This is a genomic window from uncultured Pseudokineococcus sp., assembly GCF_947499845.1.
Classification (GTDB): domain Bacteria; phylum Actinomycetota; class Actinomycetes; order Actinomycetales; family Quadrisphaeraceae; genus Pseudokineococcus.
Window position 1 is genome coordinate 123,540 of the sequence record NZ_CANMPM010000006.1, and the last position, 17,573, is coordinate 141,112.

The 17,573-nt window shown below is 76.3% G+C and carries 14 protein-coding genes; 9 read left to right on the plus strand and 5 right to left on the minus strand.

Annotation, left to right across the window (positions count from 1 at the left end):
• Positions 1 to 157: 157 nt before the first annotated feature.
• Positions 158 to 2,221 carry an ATP-dependent DNA helicase gene (locus Q0789_RS08050; RefSeq protein ID WP_366917685.1) on the plus strand — a complete coding sequence of 688 codons (2,064 nt, stop codon included), beginning with the start codon at positions 158 to 160 and terminating at the stop codon, positions 2,219 to 2,221.
• 89 nt (positions 2,222 to 2,310) lie between these two features.
• Entirely contained in the window at positions 2,311 to 2,985 is a 675-nt protein-coding gene (locus tag Q0789_RS08055; RefSeq protein ID WP_298803975.1) for a UdgX family uracil-DNA binding protein, read from the plus strand.
• 70 nt (positions 2,986 to 3,055) lie between these two features.
• Here Q0789_RS08055 and lexA read toward each other — a convergent pair whose 3' ends face one another.
• Positions 3,056 to 3,772: a transcriptional repressor LexA gene (gene lexA, locus Q0789_RS08060; protein WP_363326106.1), complete on the minus strand. Its 717-nt coding sequence runs from the start codon at positions 3,770 to 3,772 to the stop codon at positions 3,056 to 3,058.
• Between the two features lie 600 nt (positions 3,773 to 4,372).
• Here lexA and Q0789_RS08065 point away from each other — a divergent pair.
• The 6 genes from Q0789_RS08065 to Q0789_RS08090 all read left to right on the plus strand — a co-directional run bounded on the left by Q0789_RS08065 (position 4,373) and on the right by Q0789_RS08090 (position 13,003).
• Complete coding sequence (locus Q0789_RS08065) at positions 4,373 to 4,924, plus strand: LysM peptidoglycan-binding domain-containing protein (RefSeq protein ID WP_298803979.1); 552 nt, start codon at positions 4,373 to 4,375, stop codon at positions 4,922 to 4,924.
• Between the two features lie 114 nt (positions 4,925 to 5,038).
• Positions 5,039 to 6,538, plus strand: coding sequence for an NCS2 family permease (locus tag Q0789_RS08070; protein ID WP_298803981.1), 1,500 nt, complete (start codon positions 5,039 to 5,041; stop codon positions 6,536 to 6,538).
• A 413-nt stretch (positions 6,539 to 6,951) separates the two neighbouring features.
• Complete coding sequence (nrdR, locus tag Q0789_RS08075) at positions 6,952 to 7,494, plus strand: transcriptional regulator NrdR (protein WP_298803983.1); 543 nt, start codon at positions 6,952 to 6,954, stop codon at positions 7,492 to 7,494.
• 166 nt (positions 7,495 to 7,660) lie between these two features.
• Positions 7,661 to 10,555, plus strand: coding sequence for a vitamin B12-dependent ribonucleotide reductase (locus Q0789_RS08080; protein ID WP_298803985.1), 2,895 nt, complete (start codon positions 7,661 to 7,663; stop codon positions 10,553 to 10,555).
• A 257-nt stretch (positions 10,556 to 10,812) separates the two neighbouring features.
• On the plus strand, positions 10,813 to 11,478 hold the full coding sequence (locus Q0789_RS08085) for a hypothetical protein (protein WP_298803987.1): 666 nt from the start codon (positions 10,813 to 10,815) through the stop codon (positions 11,476 to 11,478).
• A gap of 265 nt (positions 11,479 to 11,743) precedes the next feature.
• Entirely contained in the window at positions 11,744 to 13,003 is a 1,260-nt protein-coding gene (locus Q0789_RS08090) for an MFS transporter (RefSeq protein WP_298803989.1), read from the plus strand.
• Between the two features lie 31 nt (positions 13,004 to 13,034).
• Here Q0789_RS08090 and Q0789_RS08095 read toward each other — a convergent pair whose 3' ends face one another.
• From Q0789_RS08095 to Q0789_RS08110, 4 genes are all read right to left on the minus strand, one after another.
• Complete coding sequence (locus Q0789_RS08095) at positions 13,035 to 13,520, minus strand: GNAT family N-acetyltransferase (protein ID WP_298803991.1); 486 nt, start codon at positions 13,518 to 13,520, stop codon at positions 13,035 to 13,037.
• An 86-nt stretch (positions 13,521 to 13,606) separates the two neighbouring features.
• Complete coding sequence (locus Q0789_RS08100) at positions 13,607 to 14,971, minus strand: saccharopine dehydrogenase NADP-binding domain-containing protein (protein ID WP_298803993.1); 1,365 nt, start codon at positions 14,969 to 14,971, stop codon at positions 13,607 to 13,609.
• Positions 14,968 to 15,228: a hypothetical protein gene (locus tag Q0789_RS08105; protein ID WP_298803995.1), complete on the minus strand. Its 261-nt coding sequence runs from the start codon at positions 15,226 to 15,228 to the stop codon at positions 14,968 to 14,970. Before Q0789_RS08105 ends, Q0789_RS08100 begins: the two co-directional genes overlap by 4 nt.
• Positions 15,229 to 15,296: 68 nt before the next feature.
• Positions 15,297 to 16,382 carry a hypothetical protein gene (locus Q0789_RS08110; protein ID WP_298803998.1) on the minus strand — a complete coding sequence of 362 codons (1,086 nt, stop codon included), beginning with the start codon at positions 16,380 to 16,382 and terminating at the stop codon, positions 15,297 to 15,299.
• Between the two features lie 238 nt (positions 16,383 to 16,620).
• Between Q0789_RS08110 and Q0789_RS08115 the strand changes: the two genes are divergently transcribed.
• Entirely contained in the window at positions 16,621 to 17,511 is an 891-nt protein-coding gene (locus Q0789_RS08115; RefSeq protein ID WP_298804000.1) for a DNA/RNA non-specific endonuclease, read from the plus strand.
• Positions 17,512 to 17,573: the final 62 nt, after the last annotated feature.

A 17,573-nucleotide genomic window follows, 5' to 3' on the forward strand; every position in this document is an offset into this window, starting at 1 on the left:
GACCGCCCGACGGCCCGTCCCCCTGCGCGGGGGGCGGGCCGTCGCCGTCCGCGGCGGCCCTCCGCCGCGCCTGTGGAGGCGTCCCGCCGGGGCGCCCGGGGCGACCTACCCTCGGCCGGTGACCTCCGCAGCCGCCGACCCCGACGTCGAGCCCGGGGTGGACGTCGCCCCGGGGGAGGCCGACGGTGCTCCCGCTGACGTCGACGCGCTGCTGTCCTCGGCCGTCGCGGCGCTCGGCGGCACCCGGCGCGAGGGGCAGCACGTCATGGCGCGGGCCGTCGACGCGGCGGTGCGCACCCGCGAGCACCTGCTCGTCCAGGCGGGCACGGGCACCGGCAAGTCGCTGGCCTACCTCGTGCCCCTGGCGCGCCGGGCCGTCGAGTCCCGGCGGCCGGTCGTCGTCTCGACCGCGACGCTGGCGCTCCAGAACCAGGTGGCGGCCCGCGACCTGCCGCGCCTGGCCGACGCCCTGGAGCCCCTGCTCGGTCGCCGCCTCACGTGGCAGGTCGTCAAGGGCCGGGCCAACCACCTCTGCGTCCACAAGCTCGACGGCGGCTTCCCCGAGGACGACGGGCTCTTCGAGGCCCCGGCGCCGCTGCCCGGCCGGTCGGTGACCGGCGGGGCGTCCAGCCGCCTGGGCCGCGAGGTGGTGCGGCTGCGCGAGTGGGCCCGGACGACGGAGACCGGCGACCGCGACGACCTCGTGCCCGGCGTCAGCGAGACCGCCTGGCGCCAGCTCGCCGTCACCGCGCGCGAGTGCCTCGGCGCGAGCCGGTGCCCGCAGGCGCAGGAGTGCTTCAGCGAGCGGGCGCGCGAGCGCGCCCGCGAGGTCGACGTCGTCGTCACCAACCACGCGCTCCTCGCGATCGACGCCTTCGAGGGGCGGTCCATCCTCCCCGAGCACGAGGTCCTCGTCGTCGACGAGGCGCACGAGCTGGCCGACCGGGTCACCTCCGTCGTCTCGGCGCAGCTGACGGCGGCCTCGGTGGCCGCGGCCGCGACCCGGGCGCGGCAGGCGGGCTCGGACACCGCCCGCCTGGACGCCGCGGCGGAGGACCTCGGCGTGGCGCTGGCCGACGTCCCCGAGGGCCGCTTCGCCCGGGGCCTGCCGGAGCTCGTCCACCTCGCCGTGGCCGGCGTCCGCGACGCCGCCCGCGAGCTCGTCGGCCAGCTCAAGCCGCCGCCGGGGGAGCGGCCCACCGAGGCGCTGGCCGGTGCGCTGGCGGTCGCGAAGGCGGCGGTCGGCGAGGTCCACGAGGTGGCGGAGCGGATGACGTCGGCGCCCCGCGACGGCACGGGGCACGACGTCCTGTGGCTGTCGGTCTCCGACCTGTCCTCGACGCCCTCCGCGGCCCGGCGCATGCTCCACGTCGCCCCGCTGCAGGTGGCGGGGCTGCTCCGCGAGGCCCTGTTCGCCGAGCGGACCGTCGTGCTCACCTCCGCGACCCTCACCACGGGCGGCACCTTCACCGGCGCGGCGCAGTCGGTGGGCCTCGCCCGCCCTCCCGCGGCGGGGGAGGACGCCGGTCCGGGGCCGAGCTGGGACGGGCTCGACGTCGGCAGCCCCTTCGACTACCCGCGCCAGGGGATCCTCTACCTGGCGCGCCACCTCCCCGTGCCGGGGCGCGAGGGCGCCGGGACGCCGGTCGTCGACGAGGTCGTCGAGCTGGCCCGCGCGGCCGGAGGGCGCACGCTCGGGCTCTTCTCCTCCCGGCGGGCCGCGGAGGCCGCCGCGGAGGTGCTGCGCGAGCGCCTGGACGTCCCGGTCCTGTGCCAGGGGGACGACGTGACGCCGACCCTCGTCCGCGAGTTCGCGGCCGACCCCAGCAGCGTCCTCGTCGGCACCCTGTCCCTGTGGCAGGGCGTCGACGTCCCCGGCCCCTCGTGCCAGCTCGTGACGATCGACCGCATCCCCTTCCCGCGGCCCGACGACCCGCTCCTGTCGGCGCGCGCCGAGGCGGTCGCGCGCGCCGGGGGCAACGGCTTCCTCGCGGTGTCGGCGCAGCACGCGGCCCTCCGGCTGGCCCAGGGCGCCGGACGGCTCGTGCGCTCGACGGCCGACCGCGGGGTCGTCGCCGTCCTCGACCCGCGGCTCGCGACCGCCCGGTACGCCGGCTTCCTGCGCGCGAGCCTGCCGCCGCTGTGGGCCACGAGCGACCGTGAGGTCGTCCTGGGGGCGCTGCGCCGGCTCGACGCCGCGGCGCGGGCCGCCGAGGGCTGAGCCGGCGGCTGCCTCCACACGTGGGGGCGCGCGGAGGAGGCGCCCGGCTCCGCGGGGCGCGTCGGGGCGAGCCGACCTAGCGTGCGGGCATGGCCGCCGCTGCCCGTCCCGACCGTCCCGGAGCTGCCGCGTGGGTGCCGGAGGACCCGGCCCTGCGCGACGTCGACCACCTGCGCGCCGCGGCGCGCGAGTGCCGCGGTTGCGAGCTGTGGGAGCCCGCGACGCAGGTCGTCTTCTCCGCCGGGGCCCCCTCGGGGCGGGTGGCCCTCGTGGGCGAGCAGCCCGGGGACCAGGAGGACCGCCGCGGCGTGCCCTTCGTCGGGCCGGCGGGACGGCTGCTCCAGGTGGCGGTCGAGGAGGCGGGCATCGCCCGCGAGGACGTCTACGTCACCAACGCCGTCAAGCACTTCCGCTTCACGCAGACCGCCCCGGGCAACCGCCGCGTCCACGCGACGCCGGACGCGGGCCACGTCACCGCCTGCCGGCCCTGGCTGGCGGCCGAGCTGGCCGCCGTCGACCCGGACGTCGTCGTGGTCCTCGGCGCGACGGCGGGCCGCGCCCTGCTCGGGCCGTCCTTCCGCGTGACGAAGGAGCGCGGCCGGGTGCTCGAGCGGGAGACGAGCCGGGGCCCCAAGCGCTTCGTGGCGACGATCCACCCGTCCGCCGTCTTGCGGACCCCGGACGACCAGCGCGAGGAGGCCCGCGCCGGCCTCGTCGCCGACCTGCGGGTGGCCGCCGAGGCGCTCGGGACGACGGCGGCCTAGCGGCCGTCACCTCGAGCGCTCCGGCGGCCGGCGGGGCCAGGCCCCGGGGCGTCGTGCCCCGACGCGGCGCTCAGACGCTCCGCAGCACCGCCACGACCCGCCCGAGGACGACGGCCTCGTCGCCGGGGATGGGCTCGTAGGCGGCGTTGCGCGGCAGCAGCCGCACGTGGCCGTCGCGCCGCTGGAACACCTTGACGGTGGCCTCGCCGTCGATCATCGCGGCCACGACCTCGCCGTTCTCGGCGACGGGCTGCTGGCGGACGACGACCCAGTCCCCGTCGCAGATGGCGGCCTCGACCATCGAGTCGCCGGCGACCTTGAGCAGGAAGAGCTGCCCGTCGCCGACGAGCTGGCGCGGCAGGGGGAAGACGTCCTCGACCGCCTGCTCGGCGAGGATCGGCCCGCCCGCCGCGATCCGTCCCACGACCGGCACGTAGGTGGCCGCGGGGCGCGCGTCGCCGGAGCCGGTCTCGTCGGGCGCGCCGGCGTCGGCCGCCGCCTCGTCGGGGACGGCGCGCAGCAGGGGCTCGCCCGCCGCCGCACCACCGCGCGAGCCCGGCACCACGACCTCGATGGCCCGGGGCCGCCGGGGGTCGCGGCGCAGGAAGCCCTTGCGCTCCAGCGCCGCCAGCTGGTGGGCGACGCTCGACGGGCTCGTCAGCCCGACGGCCTCGCCGATCTCCCGCATGCTCGGCGGGTAGCCGCGCCGCTCGACGGCCTCGCCGATGCACTCGAGCACCTTGCGCTGGCGCGCGGTGAGGCCGTCGACCGCCGGGGCGTCGGGCATCTCGACGACCGTGGCACCGGGCCCCTCGCCCGCGGGGGCCGCGCTCCCGCCCGCCTGCGCGTCGCCCTGCTGCCGGCCGTCCTTCTCCTCGTCGCCGTTGCGCCGCGCCACGTGGCCTCCCGAGCTCGGTGTCGGCGACCGCCCTCGTGCGGGACGCCGTGCCGGTCAGCGTAGGGAGCCCCCACCTCGTGATCAAACACCTGTTCGAGCGTGTCGCGGCCGGATCCAGGCGCGGCCGCGCCGCCGAGGGACCTCGGGCGCGGCGGGCGGGGCGCGGCCGTGCGGGCTCCCCGCGCGATCGCCCGACGGGCCTGCGACGGCCCTGGGGAGCCGCGGACGGAGCCCGTTGTCGGTGGTCGGTGCTGGAGTCCTGCACGTCGGCGGCTCACCCGTCCTCCTCGGAGGCCGGGCACCCGTCGCCGGGGTCCGGTCGAACACCTGTCTGGACGCCGGGCCGCCACGCTGGTACAACATCGCACAGACGTTCGACCGACAGCGCGAGCCGTGCGCCCTCCCGGGCCGCGGCGCCGCAGCCGCCCCTCGACACGCACGTCCGCGGAACCTCCGGCAGGAGGGGCCGTGGTCCTCCCGGAGGTCACCATGAGCGCACTGGTCCTGCTCCCGCCGCTGGGCGCCCCCGCGCGCAGCCCGCGCTCGAGCGCTCGACGTCGTCACCTGTCCCTCGTCCCGACGCCCCGCCGCGCACCGCGGCCCGCGCCGTCCGTGCGGCGCGCCGCGCCCGTGGTGGCGCCGGTGCCGGTCGCCGCTCTGCCCGTCGCCGAGGTGCCGGTCACGGCGACGGGATCCTGCCGGTCCCGCCGCCGCCCGGTCGCCCTCCGCGTCACCCGGCGGGGGCGCCTGGCGCTCACGGTCTCGGTGACCGTCCTGCTGGCGGCCGGGGCCGTCCTCGCCCTGTCGGCCGGCTCGCGCCCGGCGCCGGCCGCCGCCGCGCCCGCGGTCGTCGCCGCGGCGCCCGCGTCCGAGGTCCCCGCCGAGGTCGTGGTCCTGCCGGGCGACACCCTGTGGTCCATCGCCGACGAGGTGGCGGCGCCGGGCGAGGACGTCCGGGACGTCGTGCTGCGCCTGAAGGAGGCCAACGGCCTCGGCTCGGTGGCGCTCGCCGTGGGCGACAGGATCCTCGTCCCCGCCTGAGGCGCCCCCGGGTGGCGCCGTGGCGGCTCCCGCTCTGCCAGAGTGGCGCCGTCAGCGCCAGCTCCGCCGCGGCGGCGGCGGCGCCGCACCCGCGGCTCGTCCCGCGGAGGCCGCATGAGCCGCACCGACCCCGACCCGCACGCCACGACCGACGGCGTCCCTCCCGGGGGGCGGGTCGACCGCTTCTTCGGGGTGACGGCCCGGGGCTCGACCGTCGGCCGCGAGGTCCGCGGCGGCCTCGTGACGTTCGTGGCGATGGCCTACATCGTCGTGCTGAACCCGCTGATCATCGGGACGGTGCCGGACTCGACGGGCACCTACCTCGGGGGCGGCGACGCGCCCGATCTGCCAGCCGTGGCCGCCGTGACCGCCCTCGTGGCGGCGGTCATGACGATCCTCATGGGGCTCGTCGGCCGCTTCCCCCTCGGCCTGGCCGCCGGGCTCGGCCTCAACGCCTTCATCGCCTACGGCGTCGCGAGCCTGCCGGGCATGACGTGGCCCATGGCCATGGGCCTCGTCGTCCTCGAGGGCCTCGTCATCCTCGTCCTCGTCCTCACCGGCTTCCGCCGCGCCGTGCTGCGGGCGGTGCCGCGCCAGCTCAAGACGGCCATCAGCGTCGGCATCGGCCTCTTCCTCACCCTCGTCGGGCTCGTCAACGCCGGTTTCGTCCGCGCCCCCGTGGGCGGGGGGACCCCGCTCGAGCTCGGGGTCGGCGGCTCGCTGCGCGGCTGGCCCACCGTCGTCTTCGTGGTCGGGCTCCTCGTCACCGTGGTCCTCGTCGTCCGGGGCGTCCGCGGCGCCCTGCTCATCGGCGTCGTCGTCGCGACGGCCCTCGCCCTCGTCGTCCAGGCCGTGTTCGACGTGGGCGGGCAGGCGCCCGACGGCAGCAACCCCACGGGCTTCGGGCTCACCGTGCCCGAGGCGCCGGCGGCCTGGCTGGCGTGGCCCGACCTCGGGCTCCTCGGCCAGGTGAGCCTCGTCGGTGCCTTCGCCGCGGTGGGCGCCGTCACGGCCGCGCTCGTCGTCTTCACCCTCGTCGTCGCCGACTTCTTCGACACGATGGGGACGATGGTGGCGGTCGGCGCGGAGGGCGGGCTGCTGGACGAGGAGGGCAACCCGCTGGGCAGCCAGCGGATCCTCCTCGTCGACTCCCTGGCCGCCGTCGCCGGCGGGGCGGCCAGCGCTTCGAGCGCGACGAGCTTCGTCGAGTCCGCCGCGGGCGTCGGCGACGGCGCCCGCACCGGGCTGGCGAGCGTGGTGACCGGGGCGGCCTTCCTCGTCGCCGTCGTCGCCTCGCCGCTCGTCTCGCTCGTGCCCTACGAGGCGGCCAGCCCCGCCCTCGTGGTGGTCGGCTTCCTCATGATGAGCCAGGTCACCGGCATCCGGTGGGACGACCCGGGCGTCGCCCTCCCGGCGTTCCTCACCATCGTGCTCATGCCCTTCAGCTACTCCATCACCGTGGGCATCGGCGCCGGCTTCCTCACCTACGTCCTGCTCGCGGTCGTGCGCGGTCGTGCGCGGGAGGTGCACCCCCTGCTGTGGGTCGTCGCCGCGGCCTTCCTCCTGTACTTCACGGTCGGGCCGGTGCAGGACTGGCTCACCGGCGCGGCCTGACCCGAGTCACCTCGCGACTCCCTCCAGCCCCGCTCACGCCGTCGGCGCCCTCCTCGGACGCCGACGGCGTTGTCGGTGGTCGGGTGCATGGTGCTCCCGTGCGCGGTGGTGGGGTGGCCGGTGGTCGGGTGGCCGGTGGTCGGGTGGCTGGTCGCCGCACGGTCGGGGCGCAGCCGGAGCGGCAGGGCCCTGCGGCGCAGCCCACCCGAACCGGGAGGGCGGTGCCCCGACGACACGCCGGTGCTTGCGGAAGCGTGGGCCCCGGCTTAGCGTTCACCCCAACATCTAGTAGTTGCACGGCTGTCGTTCCTCCACAGGTTGTGGACGTTGGGGACAGCTCATCCACACGCTGTGGAGGAGCGCCCGCGCCCCGCAGGGGGCGGTGGTCGAGCGCCGAGGCGGGAGGGGTCGCCGTGCACTGCCCGTTCTGCCGCCACCCCGACTCCCGCGTCGTCGACTCGCGGGCGACCGACGACGGCACCGCGATCCGGCGCCGTCGTCAGTGCCCGAGCTGCCAGCGGCGCTTCACGACCATCGAGGCCGCGAGCCTCACCGTGGTCAAGCGCTCGGGCACCACCGAGCCCTTCAGCCGCGAGAAGGTGCTGTCGGGCGTGCGCAAGGCCTGCCAGGGACGGCCCGTCACCGAGGACAGGCTGGCGCTGCTGGCCCAGCAGGTCGAGGAGTCGATCCGCACGGCCGGGGCCGCGGAGGTCGAGGCCCACGACGTCGGCGTGGCGGTGCTCGCGCCCCTGCGCGACCTCGACGAGGTGGCCTACCTGCGCTTCGCCTCCGTCTACCAGGCCTTCGACACGCTCGAGGACTTCGCGGCGGCCATCGCCGTGCTGCGCGCCGAGCGCGACGCCGGCACGGGGGACACGAGCACCGGCAGCACGAGCACCGGGGACGCCACCACGGGCGTCGCCCGGGCCGAGGAGACCGTCGGCCGGACCACCTGAGGACGCCTGGCGGCCCTCCGAGGGACCCGCCTGAGCGCCTCCCCGCAGACGCACCACAGACCAGACCCACGAGACCGCACCACCTGGGCCGCGCCCGCGCGGCCGCCAGCACCGAGGACGAGCCCACCGCCCCGCGGTGGCAGGACGAGCGACGGAAGAAGGACCCATGACCGAGACGACGCCGCGCCCCCGGTCCGCCCGCAAGGGCGGAGGACGGGGCAAGGGCCTGGTGGTCGAGCGCCTGTTCACGACCGCCGGTCGCCACCCCTACGACGAGGTGGAGTGGGAGCGCCGCGACGTCGTCCAGACCAACTGGAAGACGGGCGCCACGATCTTCGAGCAGCGGGGCGTCGAGTTCCCGGCGTCCTGGAGCGCCAACGCGTCGACCATCGTCACGACGAAGTACTTCCGCGGCGCCGTGGGCAGCGACGCCCGGGAGACGTCGCTGCGCCAGCTCATCGACCGGGTGGTGCTCACCTACGGGCGCGCCGGCCGCGACAACGGGTACTTCGCCAGCGAGGCCGACGCCGAGGTCTTCGAGCACGAGCTCACCTGGATGCTGCTGCACCAGGTGTTCTCCTTCAACAGCCCCGTGTGGTTCAACGTGGGCACGTCCAGCCCGCAGCAGGTCTCGGCCTGCTTCATCCTCTCCGTCGACGACTCGATGGACTCGATCCTCAACTGGTACCGCGAGGAGGGGATGATCTTCAAGGGCGGCTCCGGCGCCGGCCTCAACCTCTCCCGGATCCGCTCCTCGAAGGAGCTCCTGCACAGCTCCGGCGGCACGGCCTCGGGGCCGGTGTCCTTCATGCGCGGGGCGGACGCCTCCGCGGGCACCATCAAGTCCGGCGGCGCCACGCGGCGCGCGGCGAAGATGGTGGTCCTCGACGTCGACCACCCCGACATCGCCGAGTTCGTCCAGACGAAGGCGCGCGAGGAGGACAAGATCCGCGCGCTGCGCGACGCCGGGTTCGACATGGACCTCGGCGGCGAGGACATCACCTCGGTGCAGTACCAGAACGCCAACAACTCGGTGCGCGTCAGCGACGAGTTCATGCGCGCCGTCGAGGACGGCACGTCCTTCGGCCTGCGGGCCCGCACTACGGGCGAGGTCGTCGAGGAGGTCGACGCCCGCGAGCTGTGGTCCTCGATCGCGAAGGCCGCGTGGGAGTGCGCCGACCCGGGCCTGCAGTACGACGACACCATCAACGACTGGCACACGACGCCGGAGTCGGGGCGCATCAACGCCTCGAACCCCTGCTCGGAGTACATGCACCTCGACAACTCGAGCTGCAACCTCGCCAGCCTCAACCTGCTCTTCTTCCTCCGCGAGGACGGGTCCTTCGACGCCGAGCGCTTCGCCCGCTCCGTCGAGCTCGTCATCACGGCGATGGACATCTCCATCTGCTTCGCCGACTTCCCCACGGAGGCCATCGGCGAGACGACCCGCGCCTACCGCCAGCTCGGCATCGGCTTCGCCAACCTCGGCGCGCTACTCATGGCGTCGGGCCTCGCCTACGACTCCGAGGGCGGGCGCTCCCTCGCGGCCTCCATCACCTCGCTCATGACCGGCGCGGCCTACAAGCGCTCGGCCGAGCTGGCCGGCGTCGTCGGCGCCTACGAGGGCTACGCCCGCAACGCCGAGGGCCACCAGCGGATCATGCGCAAGCACGCCGCGGCCAACGATGAGATCCGCACCCTCCACAGCGCCGACGCCGACGTGCACCGCCTCGCCACGCGCGTCTGGGCCGAGGGCAACGAGATCGGTGCGGCCAACGGCTGGCGCAACAGCCAGGCCAGCGTCCTGGCCCCCACGGGGACCATCGGCTTCATGATGGACTGCGACACCACCGGCATCGAGCCCGACTTCTCGCTCGTGAAGTTCAAGAAGCTCGTCGGCGGCGGCTCCATGCAGATCGTCAACCAGACGATCCCGCGCGCCCTGCGGGCCTTCGGATACGCCGAGGAGACGGTCGAGGCGATCGTCGAGCACATCGCCCAGCACGGCCACGTCGTCGACGCCCCCGGGCTGCGCCCCGAGCACTACGAGGTCTTCGACTGCGCGATCGGCGCCCGGGCCATCCGGCCCATGGGCCACATCCGCATGATGGCCGCCTGCCAGCCGTTCCTCTCCGGCGCCATCTCCAAGACGGTCAACCTGCCGGAGACGGCGACCGTCGAGGAGGTCCAGGATGCGTACTTCCAGTCGTGGAAGCTCGGCCTCAAGGCCGTCGCGCTGTACCGCGACAACTGCAAGGTCGGCCAGCCCCTCGGCGACGGCAAGGAGGCCAAGAAGGACAAGGAGGTCGAGGCCCCGGCCCCCGTCGTCGAGTACCGGCCCACCCGCACGCGTCTGCCGAAGTCGCGCCCCTCGATCACCACGTCGTTCGCGGTCGGCGGCGCCGAGGGCTACCTGACGGCGGGCTCCTACCCCGACGGCGGGCTCGGCGAGGTCTTCCTCAAGCTCGGCAAGCAGGGCTCCACGCTGGCCGGGGTCATGGACGCCTTCTCCATCGCCATCTCGGTGGCGCTGCAGTACGGGGTCCCGCTCGAGACCTACGTCGAGAAGTTCACCAACATGCGCTTCGAGCCGGCGGGCCTCACCGACGACCCGGACGTGCGCATGAGCCAGTCGGTCATGGACTACATGTTCCGCCGCCTGGCGCTCGACCACCTGCCCTTCGAGACGCGCTCGGCGCTCGGCATCCACACCGCCGAGGAGCGTGCGCGCCACCTCGAGACGGGCTCGTACACGCCGAGCGCCAGCGACGACCAGGACGACTTCGACGCGGTGTCGCAGTCCGTCGACACGGCCCCCGCGGGCCGTCCGGCGGCGTCCTCCGCGCCGGTCGCCGCGGCGCCGAGCGAGGTCGCCGAGTCCGGGGCGGGCGCCGCGACGGCGCGCAAGGCCCCCGTCGAGGTGCACTCCTCGAGCGAGCTCATGGAGTCCCTCGGCACCGCGACGGACGCGCCGATGTGCTTCACCTGCGGCACGAAGATGCGTCCCGCCGGCAGCTGCTACGTCTGCGAGGGCTGCGGCAGCACCTCCGGCTGCAGCTGACCGCTCGAGGCCCTCGAAGCGCCACTGAAAGGTGGATGACGGCGACGCTCTAGCTCGTCCGCTGACTGCCTGAACGAGTGGTCGAAAGACGCAGAGGCCCCACCGCGACGTGGTGGGGCCTCTGCGTCTTGGGCGATCGCAGGGAGACGGTGACGCGGTCGAGGGCACGACCACGCGGACGTGACCATCGCCTGTCTTCTCGATGCCTCACTTGATTTCTCAAGGCGCGACGGCCCCTGGCGTGGGACTGTGACGGCGTGAACGGACGGACTGTCGACGCTGACCCCTCGCTTCCTGGCGGCCTGGGCCTCTCCACGTTGCTAGGCCGACTGGCTGCCCGTCGACCCGTCTTCCACTCAGAAGCCGACTTCCAGTTTGAGTTCGCCCGTGAGCTGGCGGTCGAGGCGCCCGATATGCAGATCCGCCTCGAAGTCCCCTTCCGTAGTCCCGCGGACGGCACCCGCTACGTCGATCTCACCTGCAGGACGTCGGGACAACGGGCCCTGGTCGAGTTCAAGTACGTCACCCGCGCTTACACCTGGACGGCCCCCGACGGCGAGGAGTTCCGTCTCAAGAACCATGCCGCGATGGATCTCGCCCGCCTGCACTTCGTGCACGACGTCCATCGCCTCGAAAGCCTCATCGGCGACGACAGCGACACGACCGGTATCGCGCTGCTCCTCACCAACGCTGACGCGCTCTGGGGCAGCCCCGGACGTCGTGTCACCAGAGACGTCGCCTTCCGTCTGCACGAAGGGCGTAGCCCCCTCTCCGGCACTCTGACCTGGGGGCCGGACGACAACCGCTACCCCGCCAACGAGCGCGTTCTCAACGGCAATTACCCCATCAAGTGGCACGATTACACATCGGCTGACCTTTCCGCCTCGGCGGGCTACTTCCGTTGGCTCGCCTTTCAGGTCTGAGCCAGGGCAGTTCGGTCTAAGCCTCTGCTGAAGAGCAGAAGCATGGCCGGGACCTTGATAGACGACAGGCTGGGGGCTGGCCGGCGGGCCACCCGTGGAGCCGCAGCCTGGCTGCCCTCGCCGCGGTGAGGCGCCGAGGAAGCGATGACCCGCGCGGCGGCGTCGAGCGGCGCTACTCGCAGGTGCTAATCAACGTCCGCGTGGGCGGCGGGGGAGGCGGGCCCCTGCTGTCGTGATCCGGAGGGCTGTGCACCAGGGTGGGACCGTGACGAGCGGTGGCGGGCAGCGCACGGACGACGGGGCCGCGGCCCACGACCGGACGGACGGAGCGCGCGCGGTGCGGCTGGTGGCCGCGGCGCTCGTCTTCGGGCTCGTCATGGCCGGCGCCACGCTGCCGACGGCGCTGTACGGCCGCTACCAGGAGCAGCTCGGCTTCGGCCCGCTCGTGCAGACGACGCTCTTCGCCTCCTACGCCGTCGGCGTCCTCGCCGCGCTCGTCGTCCTCGGGGAGCTGTCCGACCGGGTGGGCCGGCGCCCGCTGCTGCTGCTCGGGCTCGCCGCGGCCGCGCTGAGCGCCCTGTGCTTCCTGCTCGCCGACGGCCTGCCCCTGCTCTTCGCGGGGCGTCTGCTGTCGGGTCTGTCCGCGGGCGTCTTCACCGGCACGGCGACGACCGCCGTCGTCGAGCTGGCCCCGCCGCGGTGGTCGCGGGCCGCGACGTCGACCGCCACCGCGGTCAACGTGCTCGGCCTCGGCGCCGGACCGGTCCTATCCGCCCTCGTCGCCGAGGCCTCGCTGGCGCCCCTGCGCGCGCCCTACCTCGTGCACCTCCTCCTGCTCGTGCCCGCCGCCCTCGTCACCTGGTGGCAGCCGGAGACCGCCGGGTCGCAGCGGCGCGACGGCGGCCGCCCCGCTCCGGCCTCGGCCTGGTGGCCGCACCTACTGCGCCCGACCGTCCCGGTCGAGGTCCGGCGGGCGTTCGTGCCCGCGGCCACGGCGGGGTTCGCCGGCTTCGCCGTCTTCGGGCTCTTCACCGCGGTGGCGCCCCAGCTGCTCGTCGAGCAGCTCGGGGTAGGTGACCGGGTCGTGGCCGACGCCCTCGTCGGCGTGCCGTTCCTCGCCTCGGCGGTGGCGCAGGTCGCCACCGGCGGGCTCGCCGCACCCCGCGCGCTCGTCGCGGGATGCGCCGGCCTCGCCGCCGGGGCCGCCCTGCTCGTCGCCGGCCTCGCGGCCCAGGCCCTCCCTCTGGTGGTCGTCGCGGCCACGCTGCTGGGCCTCGGCCACGGCACGGCGTTCCGGGCGGGCGTCGCCTCGGTGCGGGCCGCCAGCCCGGAGGGGCGCACGGGCGAGGTCGTCTCGACGCTCTTCGTCGTCCTCTACGTCGCCATCTCGCTGCCCGTGGTCGCGCTGGGCGCGCTGGCCGTCGCCACCGACCTCCCGACGGCCGCCGAGATCCTCGGCGTCGTCGTCGGCCTGCTGGCGCTCGCGGCCCTCGTCCTCCTCCGGCGTCGTCCCCTGGAGGGCTGAGCCCGGCTGTCGCGGTCCGGGGGAGGGCGCCTCAGAGGGGGCGGTGCATGACGTGCAGCCCGACGAGGCCGTGGGTCCGTGAGGCGAAGGCCTCGGGCACGGTGCCCACCACGGTGAAGCCGAGCGACCGCCACAGGGCTACCGCCCGCACGTTGGTCTCGACGACGGCGTTGAACTGGACGGCGCGGTAGCCCTCGGCGGCCAGGCGCGCCAGCACGGCCTCCCCGAGCGCACGGCCCACGCCGCGGCCGGACGCCTCGGGCGCCACCATGAAGCTCGCCGTCCCGACGTGCTCCCCGCGGCCCGGCCGGTTCGGGCCCGCCTTGGCCGTGCCCAGCAGGCCCTCGTCGTCGACGGCCACCAGCGCCCATCCGGGCGGCTCCTCGAGCCAGAGGTCCCGCGCGGCCTCGGACGTCAGGTCGTCGGGGTAGGCGTACGTCTCCCCGGCGCCGACCACGGCGCGGAAGACCGGTTCGATCGCGGGCCAGTCCTCGGCGGTCGCCGTCCGGATGAGCACGCGCGCACCGTAGCCGCGCCGTGAGCCGGACCGGTGCGCCCGGCGCCCGGCCCCGCGCCGTGGGTCCCACTCCGAGACCCCGGCGGCTACGCCCGCAGCACCAGCCCGGCGTGGGCGAGCTCCGGGAGGCCGACGAGGCCGACCGCCAGCGCGGGCGTGAGGTGGCCGGTGCGCGGCGGGTCCTCCACCGTGCGGGCCAGCAGGAGCCCCACCTCGGCGACCATGCGCGCCGTCGCGCGGTACCCCGGGTGGCCCGTGCCCTCGAGGAGGGCCGTCCCGCGCGCGCCCGACCGCGTGAGCGCCTCGGCGCGCACGCTCCACGTCCACCCCTCGAGCACGTCGCCGCGCGGGCCCGAGCCGCTCCCCGGGAGCGTGCGGCCGAGGGCGGCCGCGAGGCGCCGGCGCACCGGCCCCGGCAACCGGGTGAGGGCCAGCACGCCCGCCTGCAGGCCGGAGGACGCAGCGGCCGCAAGCAGCGAGAGGGCCCCGGCGGGCCCTCGCACGGCGCCCATGTCGACGCCTTCCGCGAGGGCGGCGGGGGAGTGGGGCACGCCGCGCTCGGCGGCCAGCAGCGCCGCGGTGCGGTGGAGCACCGGCGGGTCGATGAAGGCGGCCGGGACCACCGGACCCAGGACCCGGCCGTGCATCACCCGCGGGCGGAGCGCCAGGGGGCTCCGGCGGCGGACGCGTCGGGCGGCGCGGGCGTCCGGCACGAGGGCCGCCGGGTCGCCGGCGACGCGGGCGTCCTCGTCGGCGAGGACCTCGACGAGGCTCTGGAGGGTGCCGCCCGAGACGGCGTCGGACAGGCCGAGGCGGCGCCGGGGCGGCCGCGCGGTCGACGTGACCGCCACGGCGACGACGGGCCCGGCAGCGCCCGGGCCGTCCCCGAAGGGGCCCTCTGCACCGGGGCCGTCCGCCGCCTGCGCCGACGCCGGCCCTCCGACCGCGTCGGCCTCCTCGGCGCGCCGGCAGGCGAGGAGGACGGCGAGGTCGGCGGGCAGGGCCTCGTAGCCGCTGACCTGCACGACCCGGACACCGGCGCGGCGGGCGGGCCCGTGCCAGGTGCGGACCGTGCGCGCGACGGCCGGGATCTCGCCGCTGAGGTCGACGTAGGAGGCGCCGCCTCGCACGCAGGCGGCGACGACGGCGTCCGCCGTGGTCGAGTACGGGCCGGCGAGGTCGAGGACGACCCGCGTGCGACGGGCGACGCGCTCGAGCGCCGGTCCGTCGCGCAGGTCCACCACGAGGGACGGGACGTCGGGCGCACCCAGCTCGTCGAGCACGGCGGCCAGCCGGTCGGGGTCGCGTCCGGCCACGGCCCAGCGCGCGCCGGTGGCGCGCGATCGCTCGTGCAGGTGACGTGCGACGAGACGGCCCGTCAGCCCGGTGGCCCCGAGGACGACGACGTCGAGGTCCCGGCCCGCCCCCGTGGCGCTCTCCGCGGCCGTCACGACGCCGTGATGCGTCCGACGACGTCGACCCGCACCGGGACGCCGTCGACCTCGGCGGGCACCTCGGGCGCGTCGTCCTCCGCGACGACGCCCACGCGCACGCCGTACGCGGCGACGGACGTGCCCACGGCCCACCGGACGACCCCGACGCCGTTGACCCGGCGGTCACCGGCGAGCGAGGACGCCAGGCGGCTCTTGGCGGCGCGGGCGGCGTCCCGGCTGGCCCCGGGGAGACCGTCACCGGACGGCTGGCTCATCCCGGCAGTGTGCACCGCCCGGCGACGCGCCACCACGCGTCCGGTGACGGCTCCGCCCGGCCGGTCGCCTACGGCGCGAGCAGGTGCACGCCCAGCGCCTCGAGCACCGCGTCGACGGGGTTGCAGAAGGTGAGACCCGCCCCGCCGGTGCCCCCGCGCTCGCTGCCGGCGAAGAGCAGGCCCACGGCCGCCCGGGTCACCGGGTCGTAGACGAGGGAGCCGCTGTCCCCACCCGCGGAGAAGGCGCCGTCCGCGCCGGTGACCTCCACCTGGTCGTCGAAGGTGACGACCCCGCTCGGGTAGGAGACGGCCACGCCGTCGAGCTCGATGGCGGTCACCGCGCCGCGGGTCAGGCCGGTGGTCCGCCCCACCTTCTCGACGAGGAGGCCGTCGTCCGCGGCGGTGGTCGTCGTCACGGCGCCGACGGGGTAGGTCGGGTCGATCTCGACGTCGTCGTCGAGCGCCGCCAGGGCGGCGTCGACGACGTTGGGCGAGGCCAGCTGCAGCGGGACGGCGACGGAGAGCCGGCCGACGGCGTCCGCGGCCGTGCCGCCGTCGGCGCTGCCGGGCTGCAGCACCGCCGACCCGGTGGCGGCGCGGTCGGAGTCGGCGAGCACGTGGTTGTTCGACAGCAGGTAGCGCGTCGGGTCGCCGGGCCGAGCGACGAAGCCGCCCACGGTGCCCGCCGTGACGGCCCGCTGGGCGACCGACAGGCCCGGCCGCAGCGGGCGCTCGCGCCGCTGGAGCACCTCGGCCGCCCACCGGCCCGGGCGCGCCGGCGTCGGCGCGCCCGCGAGGTCGCGCTCGACGGGGGAGCGGTCGGCCGGCGGCGTCCCCGGGTCCAGCCGCTGGGGGTCGAGCCGCTGGGGATCGAGCCGCTGGGTCGAGGGCCCCCCGTCGCCGACGAGGGCCCGCACGACGCCGACGTCCAGGACGTCGGCGTCCTCGCCGGCCAGCTCGAGGGCCCGGGCGGCGACCTCGGCGCCCGCCGTGCCGTCGTGGCGCACCGCGAGCCCGTAGCGCCCGCCGCCGTAGACCCGGACGCCGACGAGGAGGCCACCGGGGCCGGCGTCGCCCGTCCGCGCCGCGGACAGGGCGGTGGCCGCCGTCCGCAGCAGCTCCTGCTTGGTCTCGCGCGCTGCCTGGATGTCCACGGGCCCTCCTCCTGCCCCGCCCTCGGTGACGGGACCTCTGCGGTGACGGTGACGGGGCGTCTGCACTGCTCACCGGTCGTGGCCGAGTGTGGACCCGACCCCTGACAGCCCGCGGCCCGGACCGAGCCGTCCCGCCCCGCTCGCCCCGCCCCGCCCCGCCGCGTCGGGGGCGGTCCGGTGCCGGTGCGGGCGGTGCCATCCGGGCGCGGCTGTCGGCGCCCCCTGCTCCACTGGGCGCGTGGACCCCCGTGCGACGCCCCCGGCCGGCTACGACCCGCTCTTCCTCGGCACGTCCGTGCCGCTGCCGCGCCGGCGCGGCGGCGGCGCCACCGACCTCGTCGAGCTGCCGAGCACCCACTTCACGGTCCTGCTCGACCGGGGGCGGCGCCTGGCCGCGGCCACGGCCGTCGTCGTGGACGGCGCCCGGTTGCGCGACCTGCCCCGCTCCGGGGACTGGAGGCCCGACCCGCGGGTCGCCCCGCAGGACCAGGCGGGGGAGGAGCTCTACGCGCGCAACGACCTCGACCGCGGCCACCTCGTCCGCCGGCGCGACCCGGTGTGGGGGGAGCCCGCGGAGGCGGCGCGGGCGGAGGCCGACACCTTCACCTACCCGAACGCGGCGCCCCAGGCGTCCGCCTTCAACCAGTCGAAGGAGCTGTGGCTGGGGCTGGAGGACCACGTGCTGCAGGCCGCCGAGGCCGGTCGGCGGCGGCTCGCCGTCCTCACCGGGCCCGTCCTCGCCGACGACGACCCGCTCTACCGCGGCGTCCAGCTGCCCCGCCTCTTCTGGAAGGTCGTCGCGTGGGCCGCGCCGGCCCCGGCGGGCGAGCGCCTCGCGGCGGTCGCCCACGTGCTCGACCAGACGCCGCAGCTGGGCTCGGTGGACCTCCAGGCGGCCTCCGCCCGGGCCGCGCTCGCCGACGAGCCGCCGCCCCTGGGGCCGTTCCGCACCTTCGCCGTGCCCGTCGCCGACGTGGCCGAGCTCACCGGGCTCGACCTCGGCCCGCTCGTGGGCGCCGACGTCCTCGTCGTCCCGGCCGGCGCCGGCGACCCGGGGGGCGCCCGGTCGCGCTGGCGCGAGCTGCGCTCGCTCGACGACGTCGCGGTGGGGCGGGGGCCGGTGCCGTAGCGTGCCCGCGCCGGTCGGCCCGTCGAGGTCGCCGGCGTCCCGGTGCCGCCGCGCCGGCCATG